15 protein-coding genes are annotated in these 21119 nt (G+C 67.9%); 3 read left to right on the forward strand and 12 right to left on the reverse strand.

Annotated features, from left to right (window positions below; all coding sequences use genetic code 11):
- Positions 1 to 162 precede the first annotated feature (162 nt).
- From HMPREF9062_RS01525 to HMPREF9062_RS01575, 12 genes are all read right to left on the reverse strand, one after another.
- A complete protein-coding gene (locus HMPREF9062_RS01525) occupies positions 163 to 1674 on the reverse strand; it encodes a glycoside hydrolase family 36 protein (RefSeq protein ID WP_009409863.1) in 1512 nt (503 codons plus the stop codon).
- A gap of 80 nt (positions 1675 to 1754) precedes the next feature.
- Complete coding sequence (locus HMPREF9062_RS01530; protein WP_009409864.1) at positions 1755 to 2945, reverse strand: phosphoglycerate dehydrogenase; 1191 nt, start codon at positions 2943 to 2945, stop codon at positions 1755 to 1757.
- A 150-nt stretch (positions 2946 to 3095) separates the two neighbouring features.
- Entirely contained in the window at positions 3096 to 4178 is a 1083-nt protein-coding gene (gene serC, locus HMPREF9062_RS01535) for a 3-phosphoserine/phosphohydroxythreonine transaminase (protein ID WP_009409865.1), read from the reverse strand.
- 430 nt (positions 4179 to 4608) lie between these two features.
- A complete protein-coding gene (locus HMPREF9062_RS01540) occupies positions 4609 to 5871 on the reverse strand; it encodes a nitroreductase family protein (protein WP_172634819.1) in 1263 nt (420 codons plus the stop codon).
- On the reverse strand, positions 5855 to 8068 hold the full coding sequence (locus HMPREF9062_RS12025) for a YcaO-like family protein (protein WP_009409867.1): 2214 nt from the start codon (positions 8066 to 8068) through the stop codon (positions 5855 to 5857). The genes HMPREF9062_RS01540 and HMPREF9062_RS12025 overlap by 17 nt, the downstream gene beginning before the upstream one ends.
- Positions 8069 to 8072: 4 nt before the next feature.
- Positions 8073 to 8897: an ABC transporter permease gene (locus HMPREF9062_RS01550; protein WP_009409868.1), complete on the reverse strand. Its 825-nt coding sequence runs from the start codon at positions 8895 to 8897 to the stop codon at positions 8073 to 8075.
- Between the two features lie 56 nt (positions 8898 to 8953).
- On the reverse strand, positions 8954 to 9943 hold the full coding sequence (locus HMPREF9062_RS01555; protein ID WP_009409869.1) for an ABC transporter ATP-binding protein: 990 nt from the start codon (positions 9941 to 9943) through the stop codon (positions 8954 to 8956).
- Entirely contained in the window at positions 9940 to 10944 is a 1005-nt protein-coding gene (locus HMPREF9062_RS01560; protein WP_009409870.1) for a DUF2961 domain-containing protein, read from the reverse strand. Before HMPREF9062_RS01560 ends, HMPREF9062_RS01555 begins: the two co-directional genes overlap by 4 nt.
- The gene (locus HMPREF9062_RS01565) at positions 10941 to 12095 is read right to left on the reverse strand and encodes a cytochrome P450 (RefSeq protein WP_172634820.1); all 1155 of its coding nucleotides are present in this window, start codon (positions 12093 to 12095) and stop codon (positions 10941 to 10943) included. The genes HMPREF9062_RS01560 and HMPREF9062_RS01565 overlap by 4 nt, the downstream gene beginning before the upstream one ends.
- A gap of 11 nt (positions 12096 to 12106) precedes the next feature.
- Positions 12107 to 12247 carry a hypothetical protein gene (locus HMPREF9062_RS12755; protein WP_009409872.1) on the reverse strand — a complete coding sequence of 47 codons (141 nt, stop codon included), beginning with the start codon at positions 12245 to 12247 and terminating at the stop codon, positions 12107 to 12109.
- A 46-nt stretch (positions 12248 to 12293) separates the two neighbouring features.
- The gene (locus HMPREF9062_RS01570) at positions 12294 to 12620 is read right to left on the reverse strand and encodes a DNA-formamidopyrimidine glycosylase (protein ID WP_009409873.1); all 327 of its coding nucleotides are present in this window, start codon (positions 12618 to 12620) and stop codon (positions 12294 to 12296) included.
- Positions 12621 to 12841: 221 nt separating this feature from the next.
- Complete coding sequence (locus tag HMPREF9062_RS01575; protein WP_009748247.1) at positions 12842 to 14395, reverse strand: CCA tRNA nucleotidyltransferase; 1554 nt, start codon at positions 14393 to 14395, stop codon at positions 12842 to 12844.
- A gap of 68 nt (positions 14396 to 14463) precedes the next feature.
- On the opposite strand from HMPREF9062_RS01575, the gene HMPREF9062_RS01580 reads away from it, so the two are divergent.
- The 3 genes from HMPREF9062_RS01580 to HMPREF9062_RS01590 are packed head-to-tail and all read left to right on the forward strand — an operon-like array spanning position 14464 to position 21013.
- Complete coding sequence (locus HMPREF9062_RS01580) at positions 14464 to 14973, forward strand: NUDIX hydrolase (RefSeq protein ID WP_034253505.1); 510 nt, start codon at positions 14464 to 14466, stop codon at positions 14971 to 14973.
- The gene (locus tag HMPREF9062_RS01585; RefSeq protein ID WP_253270629.1) at positions 14970 to 17288 is read left to right on the forward strand and encodes a DUF6049 family protein; all 2319 of its coding nucleotides are present in this window, start codon (positions 14970 to 14972) and stop codon (positions 17286 to 17288) included. Before HMPREF9062_RS01580 ends, HMPREF9062_RS01585 begins: the two co-directional genes overlap by 4 nt.
- Complete coding sequence (locus HMPREF9062_RS01590; RefSeq protein WP_009748250.1) at positions 17285 to 21013, forward strand: lipid II flippase MurJ; 3729 nt, start codon at positions 17285 to 17287, stop codon at positions 21011 to 21013. Before HMPREF9062_RS01585 ends, HMPREF9062_RS01590 begins: the two co-directional genes overlap by 4 nt.
- The last annotated feature ends 106 nt before the right edge of the window (positions 21014 to 21119 follow it).

Below are 21119 nucleotides of genomic sequence, written 5' to 3' on the forward strand. Positions count from 1 at the left end.
CTGTTCGAAGGCGGCCTAAGCGGCGCCGTGTGACATCGGGCGACGGCGGTGTCCGCGGCCGCTCGGTGCCCCGCCGTGAGGTCGGCCCCGCTCGCCCTCGAGCACGACCGCGCCCCGGTCGGGCCCGATGACGGGGCGGCTCGGCCGGTCGCCCCGACCCGCTCACAGCGGGTAGCGGGAGCCGCCGCCGAGCACCGCGTCGGTCAGGTCGACCTTGCGCCCGTCGAGTCGGAACCGGTAGCGACCGGTCAGGTCGACGTCCTCGTGACCGGCGACGAAGGCGCGCACAGCGTCCTTCTCCCGCGCATCCAGCCACGCGGGGCGGTCGGACAGGCAGCGGAAGCGGCATGCCGCGGCGAGTTCCTGGAGCCAGCGCATCTGCTCGTCGCTGAGCAGGTTGCGCCGGTGCCGGAAGAAGACGACGTCGGGGTCGATGCCGATGACCTCGCCCAGCCACAATCGGTTGATGCTGGTGCGCAGGGCGTTGAGGGCCATGGCATCGGACGGGTCGTCGGTGGCGTAGTTGTCCCACATGGGGGCGGCGTCGGGGCCGATCCGGACGGCGTCGAGGAGCCCGATCGAGGGCATCACAGGGGCGCCGGAACCGAGGAGGAAGGCCTCCTCGCCCGCGGCTCGGCGGACGACCCCGATACCGCGCCGGTAGGCGTGCTCCCGGTCGATCTCCTCGTGGCGGCGACCGGGAATCGCCGCGGCGTTGATGAAGTCCAACTTGAGGTAGCCGAAGCCCCACTCGTGAACGGCCCGCGCGACCGTCTCATGCACGACGTCGCACGCCTCGGGCCGGGTCAGGTCCAGGGCATGGTAGGTGGTGCCCCAGTTGGAGCCGGCCACAGCCGGGGCGCCGTCGGGACCGGTCACGAAGAGCTCGGGCCGGGTGGCCGCAAGGCGAGAACCCGACAGGGCGATGAAGGGCGCCAGCCACAACCCGGGCTCCATGCCCGCCCGGCGGATGCGGGTGGCGATATGGGCCATGCCGTCGGGGAAGCGCTCGCCGGGCGCCCAGTCCCCGACGGCGGCCTCCCAGCCGTCGTCGATCTGCAGGGTGTCGACCCCCAGGGAGGCGATGGCGTCCAGCTCGTCCTCCAGGGCCGCCTGCGAGACGTCCTCGTAGTAGGAGTACCAGGAGCACCACACGCTGCGCGGCCTAATCGGGCGGCGTCCCAGGTGCCGGCCCGCGGCGCGGGCGTAGGCGACCAGGACCTCGGTGACGGTCCCGACCCGGATCATCCACTCGGCCCGGCTTCCCGTCTCGGTCAGGGCCTCGAGGGCGGCGGTGTCGGCGCGTACGCGCGGTGTGTCTCCCTCGAGGCAGCCGACCAGAAGGGCCCGTCCGTCCTCCTCGCCGCTCCTGTCGTCCTCGGCGAGAACGGTCAGCCAGGCGCTGTGATGGCGGACAGGGTCGTCCCAGATATCGTCGTCGGCGGTGCGCCGGCGCGCCGGATCGGAGATCCTCATGGGGCTCTCGCCGAGGCGGCGCCATCCCGCGGGGGACCAGGAGTTCTGGCCGGTGCGGTAGACCAGCGCATCGGGCATGTCGTGCAGGACGGTCAGGCGGCCGGCGGACACGATCGCTTCCGCGCCGGTCGTGCTCACGACCGGACCATCGCAGGCGATGGCCAGACGCCACCCTGCGAACTCGAGGTGATGAATCATACCGGCATCCTTCCAGCCCGGCGATGCGGTGTCAGCCCGGACTCGGAGCGGGCGGGCCGGCCTCGACCGGCGAGTCCGGCTCAGGCGGCGGATATGAGACGCGCCGACAGAACGCCGTCGATACCGCGCAGCTCCTCCAGGGTCGGGAGCTCGACCTCACCCTCGACGTCGACCAGGGTGACGGCGAGTTCGCCGCGAGAGCGGTTGAGCAGGTTGGCGATGTTCTCACCGTGCTGGGCGACGATCGTGGAGACCTGGCCGACCATGTTGGGCACGTTGCGGTTGACGATGAGCACGCGGTGCGTGCCCTCCTCCCGGGGCATGACAGCCTCGGGGAAGTTGACGGAGTTGTGGACCTGTCCGTCCTCGAGGAAGCCGCGCAGCTCGTCGACGGCCATGATCGCGCAATTGCTCTCGGCCTCCCTGGTGGAGGCGCCCAAGTGCGGTAGGGAGATGCACTTTGGGTGCTTGTGCACGTTCGTGGAGGGGAAGTCGCAGACGTAGCCGCGCAGGGCATCGGCGTCGAGGGCGGAGATGACGGCGCCCTCGTCGACGATCTCGGCGCGCGCGAAATTGAGGATGACGGCTGAGTCCTTCATGAGCGCGATGCGCTGGGTGGATACCAGGCCGCGAGTCGCCTCGATGAGGGGGACGTGAACGGTGAGGATGTCAGCCCGCCTGAAGACATCCTCGATGGACTCGGCGCGCTCGACCTCGGCGCTCAGATGCCAGGCGTGCTCGACGCTGATGCCCGGGTCGAAACCGACGACGCTCAGCCCCAGGCCGAGGGCGGCGTTGGCGACCTGGACGCCGATGGCCCCCAGGCCGATGACGCCCAGGGTGCGGCCGGGCAGCTCGAAACCGATGAACTGCTTCTTACCGGCCTCGACGGCCCTGGCGATGGCGGCGTCGTCGCCCTCGAGGGTATGGGCGAAACGCGCGGCGGGGATGAGGTTGCGCGAGGCGATGAACAGGCCCGCCAGCACAAGCTCTTTGACGGCGTTGGCGTTAGCGCCGGGCGTGTTGAACACGGGCACGCCGCGCTCGGTCATGTCAGCCACCGGGATGTTGTTGGTGCCGGCGCCGGCGCGGGCGACGGCCAGGACGGAGTCGGGGATCGGGGTGTCGTGGAGCTTGGCCGAGCGCACGAGGAGGGCGTCGGGGTCGGCCAAGGAGGCGCCGACGTCGTAGAGATCGTCGGGGAAGCGGGACAGGCCGGCGCCTGAGATGGCGTTGAAGGTCTGGACGCGGAACTGCTTACGGGTCGTCATGAGGGTCCTTCGCTGAGGTGCGCGGTGGTTGGCTCGTGCTCGTAGGGGCGATGGGATCGGTCGGCGGCTGTCGACGGGGCGACGGCGTAACGGCATCGGCGGTCAAGCGGAGGCCGCCGCGCACCGGCCGGCGCCGGACGTCGGGCATCCTCAAGCGCGGGTGCGCTCGAACTCGACCATGTAGTCGATAAGGGCCTGGACGCCCTCGATGGGCATGGCGTTGTAGATGGAGGCGCGCATGCCGCCGACGCTGCGGTGCCCCTGGAGGTTGGTCAGGCCCGCGGACTCGGCGCCGGCGAGGAAGTCGGCATCGAGTGACGAGTCGGCCAGGGTGAAGGGAATGTTCATCCGGGAACGGGAGCGCTCCTCGACCGGATTGGTGTAGAAGTCCGAGGCATCGATGGCCCGATACAGACGCGCGGCCTTCGCCCGGTTGCGCTCGCCCATGGCGGCCAGGCCGCCGGTGGACTCGATCCAGTGGGCGATCAGGTCGAGCAAGTAGACGGAGAAGGTGGGGGGCGTGTTGAGCATGGAGTCCTTGTTCGCCATGACCTTCCAGTCCCAGATGGCGGGGACGTCCGGGCGGGCCCGGTCGAGGAGGTCCTCGCGGACGAGGACGACGGCCAGCCCCGCCGGGCCCAGGTTCTTCTGAGCGCCGCCGTAGACGACGCCGAACCTGGAGATGTCGATGGGGCGCGAGAAGTAGGCGGAGGACATGTCGGCGACGAGCGGGACGTCGCCGGCGTCGGGAATGTCGGGGTACTCGACGCCGCCGATGGTCTCGTTGGGGGTGTAGTGGAGGTAGACGGCGTCGGCGGGGACGACGAAGGAGCCCGGACCGGGAGTGGTGGTGTAGGAGGAGGCCGCTTCGTCGGCGATCACGTCGACGGCGACGCCCTGACGCCGAGCCTCCTTGATGGCTTTGGCCGACCACTGGCCGGTATTGAGGAAGGCGACCCTCTCACCGCGGGCGGCGAGGTTGGCGGGGACGGCGGTGAACTGGCCGGTGGCGCCACCGGCCAGGAAGAGGATCTTGTAGTTGTCGGGAATGCTCGCAACCGAGCGCAGGGCGGCCTCGGCGTCGGCGGCGCACTCGACGAAGTCCTTCCCGCGGTGGGAGACCTCGAGCACACTCATCCCGGATCCTCGCCAGTCCGTGAGCTCGGAGGCAGCCTGCTCCAGGACGGGCAGGGGGAGCTGAGCGGGTCCGGCGGAGAAGTTGTACACGCGCATGGCGACACGATACCGGGACGATCGGGATCTCATCCACGGGTGAGTGCCACGGGCCACCCGCGTCTGCTCCGCACCTTCGCCTCCCGCTGGACGCCTCCAGGGAACGAGGTAAGAAGGCATGAAGCGAGTGTGGATGCGGCTACCCGGCTCCGGACCGCCCCTGCAGCCGCAGATCCCGACGTCGTCGGCTCGCTCGCACCACCTGGGCGGGAAGAGTCCCTCATCCGAACCCACTCACGATGCGCACCTCATCCTCGGTGGACTCCGGCGCCTCAAGCACGCCATGTTCCTGTCCGCCTTCGCCTCCCTGTACCCCGATCCTCTCTCACGGCCGCGGCACCGTCCTCAACCGCCCTGCTGCGCGCTGCGCAGCGGAAAGGAGCGGATCCTGTTCATGTCACGATGCACTCGCGCGGCGGTCATGCTCCGCTCATTCCGCGCGGCCGGCCACGATCATCTCGCCGACCGCCACCGCGCGCGTCGGGTCGTCGATGTCGGCACCGCACAGGCGCGGCAGAACGTCTCCGGGACCTCCTCCCAAGGCGCACACGCCGAGATCGGAGTCCTCCGCGCACAAGTACATGGTCTGCATCCAGGCACCGACGTGCTTGAGGATCAGCGCTGGACCGACCGACTCGTACTTCGCCAGCACTCGGGCGGCGTCGGCGAGGACCACGACCACGTACTGCAGCTCATCGGCCGCCACTCCGGCGATTTGCGAGTATGTGCGCACCGTCTCCCGCACGCCGACCGGATCCGTGGTCAGCTCGCTGAGGGTCGAGCGGAGCGGGGAGTATTCGAAGGCGCGGCCGGACAGGGGCTCGCCATGGTGCGAGCCGCGATTGGCGATGATGACGAAGTCCAGCTCACCGAGCGACCCGCCGCAGGGGTACGGGAAGCGGAACAGGTGTTCGCCCTGGGGTCCCGTGCCGATTCTTGCTCCGATGGCCGAGCGGGCCAGAACCTGTACGACGTCGGACAGTTCAGCGGGGTCACCCGCGTGCTCCCGTCTGCTCCGGCGTTCGCCGAGTGCCGCTGACAGGCTCAACCCGTCGTCGGGGTACTCGACGTTCACCGTCTCCTCCCGGGTGCCCGCGCGCACGACGGGCCTGCGAACGGTCGGCATGCCCCCGTGCGTTTTAGACCGGCGGTAGGTTCCTCCGTACGCGCCCACGTGGGTGCCGGCCCGAGAACGGATCAGCGGCAGGGCCTCGTCGAAAGACCACCAGTCGTCCGCGGGGTCGGTGAGGGCGGTGGACGCGCCCGCATGTGCCAGCAGTCTCAGCGCTGTGAAGGCGGACAGCACACCCTCGGGAGCGGAGTCCGGGGCCATGAGATACGACGCCCCGGGAGAACTCATATGAACGACGGCGCGCGTCGACAGGCATGCCACGATGAACGCGCCATGGCGGGGGCGCATGTAGACGTCCGGGCTGGCTTCCAGTCCGGAGGCGTCGATGTCCGGCGCGCTGTCGAGCAGGGCGTGCGGACCCGTGACCGTGGCAATGACATCGTCTCCAACCGATATACGGGAGCGGACCCGCCCCGTCCCGGCCAGGCGCGTCAACCGACCGTAGCGCATGGAGTACTCGGCGGGAGTCAGGCCTTCACCCAGAGTTCTGAGGTCCAGCCATTCTCCCCCATCGGGATTCTCCACCTCAAGGGCGACATCCGGGTCAGAAGAACATTGCAATCGGATTCGCCTCCTGCTCCTCCATCCTCGTCTCCCGCCAGCCGAGTGCGACCGGCACCTCGTAGAGGCGGCCATCGGCGAGCCTGGACCACCAGGGACGCAGTCCTGGCGCGATCGCGCGGACGACGGGTACTCCGACGTCGTCCCGCGTCGCGTCGAGGAGGTAGACGGGGGTACCGGTGCTGGTGACCCGCTCTATCAGGTACTCGACAGTGGGCGATGAACCACTGCACGCGGGGGTGCGCGCAGCGGAGGAGTCGGGCACCAGGTGCGGGTTCTGCGCGAGTCTCGCACGGGTGAGCCACTCGATGGCCTCGCCTCCCGACGGCCGGCCGGCGTCGGGCCGATGCCAGACCTCCGGCGGTATTGACGCGCGGAACTGCAGCACCTCGGCGACGGCCCTGACCGCGGCCTGGCGGACGTCGGTATGCGCTCCGAATCCGAGGAGGATCTGGTCGCAGGCTCCCCCGTCCCGGGCGGGGCTGACCGCTCCCACCACGGGGACCCCGATATCCGTCGTCAGATCCAGAAGCCACAGGTCCCGCTCCAGAGTATCGAGCCATCGCTTAGTGGAACGGAGGTAGTCGTCGTCCAGGGATTCGAGGTCGACGGCGGGCCTGCGAACGCGGTTGTACCACCACAGCGCGACGGCGTCCCGCTCGATCAGCTCGGCGAGGCCCTGGAAGGCGGCGTCCGCCCTGGTGGCCCCGGCCGCGTACCCGTTCGAGTCGGCCCTGGCGAATCGCCGGCCTACGCCATCCACGGAGCCCGGGGAGGCCGCGGCGTTCGGGAACATGAAATAGCACAGTGCGGTCAGCATCCAGGCCGTGGATCCGTCCACCGGGTTCCACACGGGCGTGAAGTCGACCAGTGCATTCTCCTCGAAGGGCTCGGGGATGTAGTTGTAGAGGTCGTTGGCCCTGTTCCGCTCCTCCCGACTCGCGAACTGTCGATCGGAGAACAGCTGGACGGCGTTCGGGTGCACAGCGGAAGGCAGATCGGTGAAGCGGGCGCGCCTTCGGCGCTCTCGGCCCACTGCGATGGCGCTGTGCCGCTCGACGGCTTCCGCCAGTCCACCGGCCCGGGCCTGCGCATCAGTTCTGCCCTTGCCCCCCGACTGGCCTCGCAGGCTCCTTCGCAGGACGGCCGGATCATCTGTGCGCAGTGCCCAGTTATGCCCCGCTACGTAGACGTGAGCTGGACTGTCCGGATCGTTCGGATCATCGAGGCGCTCCAGTTCGCGGACTACACCGGTGACGTCGGACAGGAGGTGCGCATTGCGCTCGAGGAAGTCCGCGGTGGACACGGAGCGTCCGATGGCATCGGTTCCTCTCGTGCGCAGGTCGAGTGGAATCGCCTCTGTCGCGGGCGCGACATCCTGGGAGTGCGGCTGACGACGAATAGGGTGGACCCTGCGACCCGATCCGATCTCGACCAACTCAATAATGGCTTCTTCGGCTCGGCAGTGTCCTCTCGTGAACCACTCGTCCAGCTGCTCGCGCATGGTGAGAGCGAAGGGGGTGGCGGTCTTTCGGATGCGATCCAGCGGCAGGGGAGAGCGCAGGACGCTTCCGCCGATCTGCGCCGCCCTGTCGTTGAAACGCAACGCGAAGATCAGGTCGTCGAGGACGCCCGACCCCGCGGGCGCGAACGGTCCGACGAAGAGTCGGTTGTCGACGAGTGCGCCGAATGCGACGGCATCGCCGCGTGCTCCCGCCTCATCGAGGGCGCGCCGGCAGGCCCGTGCCTTGTAGTCGTCGACCAGGACGATGTCGACATTGATTCCCGGTTGGAGACCGACGAGCGCGCGGGAGAGCGCTGCGACAAGGTCCTGCGATCCGAGCAGGTCGATGACGTGAGTTCGTCGGGGGAACGACGATGCGTCCGGGAAGCGGTCGCCCAACCGGGCGACCGGGTATTCGTCGACGAGAATACCGAGGCGCCTGAGGAGTTCCACCGCACCGTAGGCGGCGGCCAGGGGCATTGTGTCACCACTGATCAGGTCGTGCATTTCGCCGGTGAGACAGGCCCGCAGAATCCGGGCGGCGTCTCCCTTGATCTCACGAAGATCATGATCGGCCAGGACGGCGATACTGCGCTCCGAGTTCCGTTCGACGTATCTGTAACGCGGATTCGGCATCACCGCGAAGTCGTCGCTCTCGGAGAACGCCTCGGTGCTCGCTACGGCGTTCGTCATGGCATCAACGGCTCACACGGGCGTCCCAGCGGAAGAAACGAGCCGCTGCAACAAGCGAGACGACGAACCAGGCGAGGCAGACCCACAAGCCGTGTCCGACGAGGATCGATAGCCCCTGAGCGCTGCCGACGGTCACCGAGTCCCCATTGATGGTGGAATGAATGAGATCGACCCCCAGCCACTGCGAACGGGCGGCGTCGGCCAGGTACTGCACCGGGAAGAAGCTGCCGATGTCCCGCAGCGTATCGGGTACCAGCCAGTCGGGCTCGAAGACGCCGGATAGGAACATGAGGATCAGCGTGGGTACGAGGAGAAGCATCTGGGACGCCTCTGCCGAAGGGATGAACGCGGAGTAGGCGAGCCCGATGGTGGTGCATAGGATCGCACCTCCCACTCCGACCAGGATCACGCCGCCGGGATGCACGGGTGCGGGAAGTTTCAGGAAGAGGACCGAGGCCGCCAGGAGGAGGACGAGACACACGATCGAGACCAGCAGACCCGCGAGTACGTAGCCCGCCAGCACAGCAGCATCCGAGGAGCCGCGCAGACGGATGCGCTTGAGCAGTCCGGACTCGCGCTGCGAGGCGATATCGCCGGCGACCTTGACGAAACCGCCCATGAGCAGGACGTAGGCACTGAGCCCCAGGGCGGTCCAACTGGCGTACTCGACCGTCGTGCTCGTCCCCTGGAACGGCATGGACTCGTGCTCATTGGCAATACCGAAGAGTAGAGCCAGCGCGATGGGGAAAGCCACTGTGAAGAACAGCGAACGGGAGTTCCTGAAGAATCCCAGGCATTGAAGTCTGAATTGGGCTGATATGGTGATCATGAATGATCGCGGCGACGAATGCGCTGGAGCCGGACGGCGATGCTGCGTCGTTGTCGTCATGAGAGCTTCTCCTCGGTCTGCCGAGAGTGTTCCGCATGGTGCCGCGCGGGGGCGGCCTGGTGGGAGTCCGCGTCCGTACCCACGAGTGCGCTGTACACGGCCTGGAGGGTCGCCGGCGCCACTGTGAGGTCCTCGATCTCGAATCCGGTCCGTTGCGCACGCTCCATGAGCTCACGCACGTCCGCCGCCGGCGTCGGGGTGCTCCAGGCCCAGTAGCCGTCGCTCTGCGACTCGAGGCCCTCCCCGAAGGAAAGTCCGAGTTGCGAGACATTCCGTCCGGAAGCCGGCCGGAAGGAGCAGCGACGAGGCGACGGGATCGATCGAGCCAACTCTCCGGGAGTTCCCGAGGTGCTGATCACCCCTCCGCGAAGAACGAAGACCCGATCGCACAGCGCCTCGATCTCTTCCAGATAGTGACTGGTCAGGAGGACAGTCGCGCCGCGGTCCCGCTGACGCACGATCACGTCCCACACGCGCTGACGTGACGTCGGGTCCAATCCCGTGGTCGGCTCGTCGAGGATCAAGAGCTCAGGACTCCCGACCAGCGCCAGGGTGATGTCCACACGGCGCAGCTCACCGCCGGACAGCGAGGACAGCGGTCGATTCATCAGCCGAGTGATCTCCACATCCCGCACGAGGTTATTCACCTCGTCGACCGTCACGGTCGGCGTATAGCGCCTCCATGAACGCACGATGTCCTTGACCCTGAGGCCCGGCGGGAATCCCGCGCTCTGCAGCACCACGCCCAGACGAGGGCGCAGCGCCGCCGCCTCCTTCACGGGGTCGCAGCCCAGCGTCCGAATCGTTCCCGCGGACTTGCGGTGCGCACCCACAAGCGCGTCGACCAGCGTCGATTTACCCGCACCGTTCGGCCCGAGAATACCGACGATCTGTCCATAGGCGACACTGAGATCGACGCTTTTAAGCGCCTCGAACTTGCCGTAATGCACGGCCAGGTCGTGGACGTCCAGTGCCAATTCACTCATTGAGGCTCCTGAGCTCGGTGTTGTTGCATACGGCCCCACAGGTGCTCGCGGGCGGTCAGCTCCTCGTAGTCCCTCCGCGCCACCAGTTTCTCGGCCTCGGCGGCGGAGTATTCGAAGCGTTCGACGTTCGCAGGGGCGTCGTGAGTCGTGATCGTGACGATCTCCCAACGGTCTGAGCGCGGAGCCCTCGCTGACGTATAGGTCCCGTCGTGCACCCGGACGATGCGGCCGAGCTGTTCGATCATCAGTCGCCCCGGCTCCTCCACCACGACACCGTGGGGGAACCAGCGGTAAATCCCGAGGAGGTCGTGCCCGCTCCCGGACCCCTCCATCCGGACGGCGACCGACGCCCCCCTGTCCGATCCGAACCACTGCGTCACGTCCAACGACGTTCCGGCCAGCATATCGAGGCCATCGGCGAGCACCTGATCATCCAGCATGATGCGGCCCTCCCCGCACCAGCTCGTATTGTCGGAGGGCTGTACGCCGACGACGAGTCCCACGAGTTCTCGGGCCCCCTTGGGCAGGGAGATCTCAACGGGTTGGCCGAAGGGGGGCTTGGAGACGGTGAACGCCGCTGCGAGATAGGGAGTCTCGCACACGCGACGGTAGTCGATGGAGGCTCCGAAGGGAACGGGAGCCGAGAACTCGTTGACGACATTCATCCGCAGGTGCTCCCGAGCGGAGATCGGCCACATGAGCGTCACGGTTGACCCCGAGCTCTCCGCATATCGGGACCGCATCGGGGACACTCGGCCATGGGTGAGACCGGCGAGATCGGCAATGGGTACGTCCATCGCCGGCTCAGTAAGATCGTCGGAGTACACGAGGAGCCTTTGCGCGCGCACCGATACGGGTCCGTACGGCGCCACCGACAGATTGATACTGCTGGTCGTGACGGGGCCGGTGACATCGAAGATGGTCGCGGTTCGCCCTGCCGGCAGGTTGTCCGAGAAAATGATCGTACGCGTTTCCCGATGCGGATAAACGGTGGTGGTCAACCTGCACTCCGAGAAAGGCGGGTGATTCTCGTCGGAAGCCGATCCCACGACGAGAAGCAGAACGAGGGGTGGCGCACCGCCGGACCCGCTGACTCGAATGCGAGACGACGATCGCGTATGAAGGCCACGACGACTGCCAGAAGACTGCGCGCAACAGTCTCACCAAGGCAGCTGTGCCGACCCCAGCCGAAGGCGAGCAGCGGCCGGCCGTCGTTCTCGGGTCGGAACACGGCTCCCGCGGGGAAGACCGAGCGATCTCGCTGAGCCGCCGCGAGGACTGGTACGACGAGACTCCCGTCGGGGACGATGCGACCGCCGACCTCCTGCTCACCGACGGCAAGACGACCGAGAGCCGACGTCGGCGGATTCAGGCGCAGAATCTCATTCACAGCGGCGTTCACGTCGCCGCCCGCATCCAGGAACTGCGGCAGGCCGGGCTCGGAGGAGAACGTCTGGAAGGTATTGCACAGGGCTCGCGCCAATGTTCGCACGGAGGCGCGAGAGAGCCACACGAGAGCCCACGCCGCGTCGGGGGCCGACCATCCGCGGGAGAGGAGACCCGCCATCAATCCGGACTGCGCATCGGTCAGAGCGGCAGTCACACGCTGATGGAGCACGGTGTCGGTGATACGACGACCGCCGTCACGAATCCACGCCTCGTACACGGCGGTCACACCCGCGGGAACGCCGAGGAGCAACGACATCGACGTCGTCGACAACGACAGGGCCGTCTCGGACAGATCGACGCACTCCGTCACAGCGAGCCGGGTCTCGAGCTCTTGGAAGAGGGAGGCGTCCTCCTCGAAGGCCGCAGGGAGCTCGTCCAGACCCTGACGAAGGGACTTACGGATGCCGCGGGACTCCTTGTCCTCTCGGAATGAGAGAAGGGACGGCGGAAGGGCGCTGCCGCCTCCCTTGGTGCTGGCGCCGCCCCGACCGCGCACAGTTTCGAGAAGGATGCGTTCACCACTGGAGGTGAAACTCACGCCGTCCTGAAGTATGGAACGTGCTTGCTCATAAGCGCCCACCAGCGTCCATTGAGTGCCCTCCACAGTGATGACAGCACTGCCGACACCTGCGAGATCGTCCCACATCCTCGGTGCGTCCGCGTACCATTCGGGACTCTTAATATCCCAGTTATGTGCAACCACGGATGCGTTCGTCAAAATTGGCTCACCAACCACGTCCAGTTGAAGGCGATGAACACGATGATTCCGCCTCCGATCAGGACGATCCGTCTGATCAGCTTCAGTCGTCGCTTACGTTCGTAACGCCGGTCCTCTTCCAGTTCCTGATCGGTCACAGGGCTGTCCTATCGAGAAATTGCGGGCTGAAACGGCACAATCGTGTCAGCAGGGGCAGCAGCAACAGCAGGCGACGGTCAAACCATCCTCCGGAACGGAGGTGTCGAGCTCCTCCTCCAGATCGGGCAGACCGATGCGCAGATGCGCACCGTTCTCATCGTGATGCACGGCGTAGTCCCAATCCTCGAGTTCGGCATCCAGGGCCGCCGTCGCAATAGAGCCACTCGCGAGTGCACCCGCCTGCTCGAGTGTCTCCGAGGGAGAGGAGGTCAGAACCTCGCGGTACGCATCGTCCGCATAAGCCCGGCCCATGACGCGAGCCAGGGCCTTCTCATCGAACTGAACATCGCCCTGGGACTCATGATCGACCATTGTTCTTCCTTACGCACTAGGGGTCAGGGTCTAAGAAGCGTCGACGCGATCAACGGGTGCAGTGTATGTGAAAAACCGACGTGCGTCAACGCCTCGTCCGCACGTGATCGCTTCGGCTCGTCCTGCATCGCGAAAGAAGCAGGATACTGACCTCAAGGTCGAAAAGCGCAGCTGCAAGCCGCTCGCATCTTGGCCTTCCGGGCGCACGGCCGCTCGCACCCTCACCCCTCGTCGTCGCGCGCCGCCCACCACGAGCGCAGCGCCTGACGCGCCAGCTCCTCGCCCATCGGCCCCTTCTCCATGCGCAGATCCATGAGGAAGCGGTAGGCCTCGCCCACCACCGGCCCCGGCTCGATGCCGAGCTCATCCATGATTTGCCGGCCGTCCAGATCCGGGCGGATGGCCGCCAGTTCCTCGGCTTGACGCAGCGCCGCGATCCGCGCTTCGAGATCGTCGTAGGCGGCGTCGAGCATGCGGGCTTTGCGCTTGTTGCGCGTGGTCACATCCGCGCGGGTGAGCCGATGGAGCCGCTCAAGCAGCTCTCCGGCGTCGGTCACGTAGCGCCGTACCGCTGAGTCCGACCAGCCCGCATCGGCGTACCCGTGGAAGCGCAGATGCAGCTCGACCAGTCGAGAGACGTCTTTGATGGTCTGCTTGTCGAAGCGCAGCGCGCGCAACCGCTTCTTCGTCATGCGCGCCCCCACATGGTCGTGACCGTGGAAGGTCACGGTGCCGTTGGGCAGGAATCGCCGCGTGACCGGCTTGCCAACGTCGTGCATGATCGCGGCCAGACGCAGCACGAGGTCGGGGGCGGGCACCGGGCCGTCGGCCCTCGTCTCCAGGCCCATGGCCTGGTCGAGGACGGTCAGGGTGTGCTCATAGACGTCCTTATGGCGATGGTGCTCATCGACCGTCTCCCGCAGGGCGGCCAGCTCGGGCAGAACGACGTCGGCCAGCCCGGTGTGCACCAGGAGCTCGAGCCCGCGCCGCGGCCACGGCGAGACCAGCAGGCGCTCCAGCTCGGCGCGCACGCGCTCGACCGAAACGATCTCCAGGCGCGGAGCCATCCGAGTCATGGCATTCATAACGTCCATCTCGACGTCGAAACCCAGCTGAGCGGAGAAGCGCGCGGCCCGCATCATGCGCAGCGGATCGTCGTCGAAGGACTGCACGGCGCTCACGGGCGTGCGCAGCACCCCGGCGCGCAGATCGGCCAGGCCCCCGTGGGGGTCGACGAGCACGAGGTCGGGCAGCCGCAGCGCCATCGCGTTGACGGTGAAGTCGCGGCGGGTGAGATCACCGGACAGAGTGTCCCCGTAGGCCACAGCCGGCTTGCGCGAGTCGACCTCGTACTCCTCAGTGCGGTAAGTCGTGACCTCGACGACGACACCGCCTCTGCGTGCCCCGATCGTGCCGAAGTTCCTGCCGACGTCCCAGCAGGCGTCGCCCCACGCGCTCAGGATCTCCTCGGTCTGCTCCGGTCGGGCCGAGGTCGTGCAGTCCAGATCGTGGGGCATGACACCCAAGAACGCGTCACGTACGGGTCCGCCCACGAGGGAGAGCTCGTGCCCGGCGCGAATGAACAGATTCCCCAGGGTCGCTAACGACGGCGGCAGCTCACGCAGCGCATGACGGGCGGCCGGCGTCAGACCGCCGGCGTCGGGAGGATCGTCGAGGAGCGCGCGCTCCACGACATCGGGGGCGGGAGCCCGGTCCGGCGCGGCGGACGAACCGGAAGAGGAGGCAGGGGCGGAGGAGGCGGCGGGGTCAGTCATCGGTCCAAGCCTGCCACGCGGAACCTTCGACGGCCGACCCACTCAGCCGAACCGCCTAGAGTGTCCCTATGCCGTCTCACCGCACTCGCAAGCCCCGCGCCGGCGCGCCGGCGCGGCGCGCGAGTGCGCGTCCGCTACCGGTCATCGACGAGACCAGTGCGGGCGGACTGGTGATCGCCGTTCGGGGGGGCCGCGCGGTCACCGCGGTCATCGCGCGCCGCAATCGCGGCGGCCGTCTCGAGTGGTGCCTGCCCAAGGGCCACCTCGAGGGATCGGAAACCGCTGAGGAGGCGGCCGTGCGCGAGATCGCCGAGGAGACGGGCATCTCCGGTCGGGTTCTGCGTCACCTGGCCACCATCGACTACTGGTTCGCGGGGGACGACCACCGCGTTCACAAGATCGTCCACCACTTCCTGCTCGAAGCGCTCGGAGGTTGGCTCACCACGGACAACGACCCCGACCATGAGGCCGAGGAGGTCGAATGGGTGGACCTCGACGACGTCTCCCGCCGTCTGGCCTACCCCAATGAGCGGCGCATCGTGGCCGCCGCCCGTGAGATTCTCGTGGGGGACGGGTGAACCCGCTCAGGTTCCGCTCTCGTCCTCGTCGCTCCCCGGTGCGCCTGCTGGCCACCGTGGTCGCAGCGGTCGCCCTGCTCGCCTGCATCACCGGGCTCGGCACCACCACCGCGGCATGGGCCGTTCCCGCTCCTTCGACCGCGCAGGACTCGGCCGAGCCGGCCGCAGCCCAGATGATCGACGGCCGGGTGACGCTCTCGATCGACTCGCTGTCCCCCGAGGTCGTCGGTTCCGGGCAGGACGTGACGGTCTCAGGAACCATCGCCAACGGCACCGACCGGACTCTGGAGCGCATGTCCGCGACCGTACAGGCGCAGAACGGCACCGAGATCACCGTGACCGGCCTGAAATCATGGCTGGCCGATGAGACCGATACGGCCATGAGCAAGGTCCACACCGGCGACCTCGGCGTCCGAGTGGCCCCTGGCGAGGTGCAGACCTTCTCCATCGACCTCGCCGCGGACGACCTGCCCTTCGGAGAAGCGGATCAGTGGGGCCCTCGCGGCCTTCAGCTGACGCTGTCCCAAGGAGGGGACCTCATTGCCCAGGACCGCACGATCCTGGTGTGGGACGCGGGCGCTCAGGCCAGCCGGTCGCATACGACGACCATCATTCCGGTGACCGCCTCCCCCGCGGATATGTCCCTCCTGACCACCGGTGCGGATCCGCCCTCCCGGGACGCGCTGGCCGACCTGCGCACTCGAATCGCCTCTCTGCTCGCACTCGCCGGCGACGGCGTCGTTCTCGCCGTGGACCCGGCCCTGCTCCACGCCCTCGGAGTGACCGAGGAAACGCTGACCGCTACGACATCCTCAGCGAGCGCCAGCCCCTCCGCCTCCGGCGGTGCCGGGGACGGAGGGACAAGCTCCGCCTCAGCTCCATCGGCCCAGCCGTCCCAATCGGCTCAGGCACCACCCTCGCCATCGTCATCATCGTCAGCGGATCCGACGGCCGCTGCCTCCCCTTCAGGATCCACTCCGAGCGCCCAGCGCAGTCCCGGGCAGACCATCGCCAACGCTCTCACGCGGGCCCTCGCGGCCGGTGACGTCGTCGCCCTGCCGTGGGCGGATGTCGACGTCAGCGCTCTAGCCCACCTGGATGAAACCGATCTGCTCTCCGATGCCGCGACCCGCACGGGAACCTCGGAGGTCGTGGAGGCGGGCGCCCCGACATCGCTGACCTGGCTCGCCGGCGACCTGGACGCCACGACGCTGTCCACCCTGCCGGACTCGACGACGACCATCGTCACCTCCCCGGGCGACCTGCCGGTGACGGCGGATCTGACGTACACGCCTTCGGAGGTGACGAGTATCGGCTCGCGTACTGTCTTGACACCCGATGAGGACCTGTCGGACGCGCTCGGCGGCACACTGAGGACCGGCGAATCCTCGACCGCCCTTTCCGACCTGGACGCCACCCAGCTGCTGCGCGGCGAGACGGCGATCCTCACGCGTCAGGCCCCCGCGATAAGTCGCTCCGTCGTGGTGACCCTGGACCGCACCGCGGCTGCAAGCATCGATGCCGATAGGCTCGCCAGGCGCCTGAAAGCGCTGCAGGACTCCTCCTGGACCTCGCCCCAGGGTCTGAAGGCGCTGACCGCCGAGGCCCGCGCCCAGCAGGACGGCGGAACGCGGGCGTCGCGCGAGGACGTGCCCGATCAAATCGACGGCGACGACGAGGTGCCGGCCTCCGATCTCGCCGCCGCGCGCACGAGCAAGGAGTACCTCGATTCGGTGACCTCGATCCTCACCGACCCTCAGACGGTGATCGGCTCCGCCTCCGAGGTGGTGGAGCGCACCGCCTCGGCCGTGTGGCGCTCGGATCCGGCCGGTCGCACGACCATGGCCGGCTCCGCCCGGGAGCGGGGCACCGCCGTGACCACGAGGCTCACGGCGGTGCCGTCACGGACGATCAATCTGATCGCCGCCGAGGCCAACCTGCCGGTGCGCATCACCTCGTCCCTGGACCAGGACGCCACCGTCATGGTCCGTCTGCGGTCGAGCTCCGCTCGACTGCAGACGGTCGAAGACGTCACACTGACCGTTCCGGCGGACGGTCAGGCGACCGCCACCGTACCGGTCAAAGCGGTGGGCAGCGGAGACGTCGACCTGACCATCATGCTGCTGGCGGCCGACGGCACCGCCGTCGGCGCACCGCAGAACGTTCATATGCGCGTGCACGCCGACTGGGAGACCAGGGGCACCCGAGTCATGGGCGCCGGACTCGTCATCCTGCTCATCGGGGGCATCGTGCGAACCGTGCGCCGCGGGCGACGCACCGCGACGCCCACCCCCAGCATCGAGGAGAAGACATGAGCGCCGCGAACAAGGGTTCGTCGATCGCCCGCTCGAGCGCCATCATGGCAGCCGGAACACTGGCCAGCCGCATTCTGGGCCTGGTGCGCAACAGCCTGCTCATCGCCGCCGTGGGAGCGACGGCCTCGGGCGCGGGCGAGGCCTTCAACGACGCCAACAATCTGCCCACCCAGTTGTACGGCCTCATGATCGGCGGCGTGCTCAACGCCATCCTTGTTCCGCAGATCGTGCAGGCGCTGCGGCAGCGCAACGGCGAGGAGCTCGTCAACCGTCTGCTGACGGCCGCCATCACCGCCATGGTGACAGTGACGGCCGTCGTCACGGTGGCGGCGCCACTGGTCATCACCTTGTACGCCTCGGGCTTGGGAAAATGGCAGCCACTCGCCTTCGCCTTCGCCTACTGGTGCATGCCCCAGATCTTCTTCTACGGTTTGGGCGCCCTGTGGGGGCAGGTACTCAACGCTCGCTCGAGCTTCGGGCCCTACATGTGGTCACCGGTGCTCAACAACATCATCTCGATCGCCTCGATCATCGCCTACCTGCACATCTACGGCCGCTACACCACTGGTCAGGATCCGGCGGTCTGGAACGCGAGTCGCATCACCCTCATCGCGGGCACGACGACGGCGGGCATCGCGGCCCAGGCCCTCATCCTCTATATCCCCCTGGTGCGCTCGGGATTCCGTCCGCGCCTCGTATGGGGGGTGCGGGGCATGGGTCTGGGGCACATGTCGAAGGTGGCCCTGTGGGCCCTGGCGGGCACGGGGGTCGTCTTCCTCGGCGACATCGCGACGTCGAACCTGGGCTCTCAGGCCGTCACGATGGCCCAGACCGCGCAGTACGCGGACCAGGTCGTCCCGTCCAAGATGCTGTACGACAACACCCAGCTGATCTACATGCTGCCGCAGTCGCTGGTGACGACCTCGATCATCACCGCCCTGTTCACACGCATGAGTGAGAAAGCGGCCGCCGGCGACCGCATGGGCGTGCGCGACGATCTGTCCCTGGGGCTGCGCAGTGTCGCGGTGTTCACCGTCCTGTTCGCCGCGGGTATCAGCACCCTGGCCGCGCCCGCGCTCCAGCTCTTCACCCCCTCTCTGTCTCTGCGGGAGGCCACCGCCGGAGGCCCTATCCTCGGCTTCCTGGCCATCGGCATCATCTTCCAAGGCATCTGGTTCACAACCCAGCGCGTCATGCTGGCCTACGCCGACACGAAGCGGTTGCTGATGGCCGACGCCGTCGTGGGCATCGTCCCCGTCGTCGTGTGCACGGGTGCCTATCTGCTGGCGCCCCCGCCCCACTGGATGACCTGGGCGGCGGTGGGCTCCATGCTCAGCCAGCTGGGCGGTTCCCTGGCCGTGATCCCGCTCGTCCGGCGCCATCTCCCCAGTCTCGATGGGCATCGCGTGATAGCGACCTACATCCGTTTGGTACTCGCGGCGCTGCCCGCGATACTCGTGGGTCTGGGAGTACGGGCGGTTCTGGGCCCGGCCGACGGCTCGTCGACCGGGTCCCGCCCGACGGATGCCCTACTGATCGTCCTGGTGGCCGCCTTCCTCATGACGGTCACTTACCTCGTCGCCGCACGTATGCTGCACGTCGAGGAGCTCGGCGTGCTCTTCGTACCGCTGTCACGTATGGTGGCCAAGGTCGGGCGACTCCTACCGGGCCGTGCCGGCCGGGTGGTTCTGCACCTGGCTCATGTTCTGGCTCCGACGTCTGCCGACCGTGCGGGCACCGAACTTCCGCCTTCCTACCCACCGTCCTACCGACCTCTGCTGCGGGCCGTGAACGCACCGCGTCCCGCACCTGCTCCGCCGCCTGCGATTCCCGCCCCGCCCCCCACGACTGCGGATCTGGCCGTCCAGGCCGCCTCCGTACGGGCACTCATGCCCGGTACACTCGTGCCGCAGGCACTGGGGCTGCTCGGCGCGGGAGGAGGGAACTTCATCATGGATGCGACGCCGATCGGCACGGGGCGCTATGCCTTGGCCGCCACCCTTCCCGCAACACTGCCCCGAGTGGTCCGTCATGTCGGCCGGGACACGATCCTGGACCGCACCGTCACGGTCCTCATGCTCACTGCCGCAACCCCTCACCGGGCCGAGGTCCTGGAAGCGGCCAGCCGCGCCGTCCTCGTGGAGGACTCACGCATTCAGCGGGTCTTCGACGTCGAGACGGACCATCCCGCGTTCATCGTCACCGAGCCGGCCGACGGTCGTCCTCTATCGGCTCTGGTCAGCCAGAGGCTGGAGGCCGCCCAGGTGCGCGCCATCGTCGGCGAGGTCGCACAGGCCCTGGACGCGTGCTCCCGCCGTGGTCTGCATCATTTGAACCTCTCTCCCGAGTCGGTTCGGCTTCGTCCCAACGGCAATGTCCAGGTCACCGGTATCGGCATCGAGGCTGCGATCCTCGGTCTGGACTCCAAGAACGACTCCGATCCTCTCGCCGCGGATCGCACCGACGCCCGCGCCCTGGTCGAGCTCCTCTACTACGGTGTGACAGGACGTTGGCCCGGCAAACGTGCAGGGCTGCCGGCCGCTCCGACGACAGCCGACGGGGTACCGGTGCCGCCCTCCACCCTGGCCAGGACCATGGGCAGGGATGACGCCGATCTCGACGAGCTGGTGGCGCGCACATGGTCGGGTACGGCGCCGGTGTCCGCTTCCGGGGTGGCAGACGCACTGGCGCCGTGGGACGTGTCCCTCCTGCCGCAGAGCACCAGGGATGACGCCGCGGCCGCCGTCGACGGGGAGTCCTCCCCGCGGGGAGTCCTCTCGCGCCTGCGTCGGGCGGCTGCGACTCGCCCGACGTCTCCGGCCGCGGTAGCCGAACCCGCACCCTCCGGCAGATCCGACACGGAGTCGATGGCGGCCAGTACGCCCCAGACCGCTGCTGCGCCGGTCGCCATCACCCCGAATGAGGTGAGGACCGGCGCACCACCGGTCGTCGAGAACGACGCCTCGTCTCTCACGGGAGCCTCCGCCACCTCCTCGTCGACGATCCTGTCGGCCACCGCCGCCAGCGACGGTGATGCCGCTGCCAGCGATGCCGACAACGCTGAGAATGACGAGGACGCGCAGTCGGTGTCTCACACCACCGTCACCTTGTTCGGCGGCATCCTCATCGTCATGCTAGTGGGGGTCTTCTTCGCGGTGCACAGCATCCTCGGCCTGTTCAACCTGCGTTTCACCGAGGACGACGTGCCGGCTGCGGAGACTGTGCCCTCGGCGATCGCGCCTGCGCCGGCGCAGAACGAGCCGACGCAGGCGAGCAGCACGCCCTCACCGACGACGGCTCCTATCAAGATCACCGGGGCGCAGGTCGTCGCCTCCTCGGGTGGGGAGGCGGACTACTCCGATCAGGCGGGTCAGACGGTCGACGGCGATCCGAGCACCTCGTGGAAGTCGCGGCAGTACTTCTCGAAGAATTTCGGGAACTTGAAGAGCGGACTCGGTATCGCTGTGAGCCTGGAGCAGTCCGCCAAGGTCTCGGCTATCGACCTCCAGGGGACGGGGTCGGGAGGCAACGTTCAGATCCGGGCCACGAGCGCCGACGATCCGAGCGGCGGCACGCTGCTGACCGAGGGCGCCTTCACCTCGGGCACGACGAGCTTCTCATTCACACCGACGGACACCGACTCGATCGTCGTGTGGGTGACCGATCAGCCCACGGCGTCCGACGGTGATCCGAAGGTCACCATCTCGGAGATCACTCTCAAGTAGGAGAGCCTCGGGAACAATCCCGTCCCATCACCGGTTGCACTGCCTGCACGCCATGGGTGCTCACCGTCGGAGGCGGTCCTCGTGCCCGTGCGTGGTGCACCCAGAC

This window comes from Actinomyces sp. oral taxon 448 str. F0400, assembly GCF_000220835.1.
Taxonomy (GTDB): domain Bacteria; phylum Actinomycetota; class Actinomycetes; order Actinomycetales; family Actinomycetaceae; genus Actinomyces.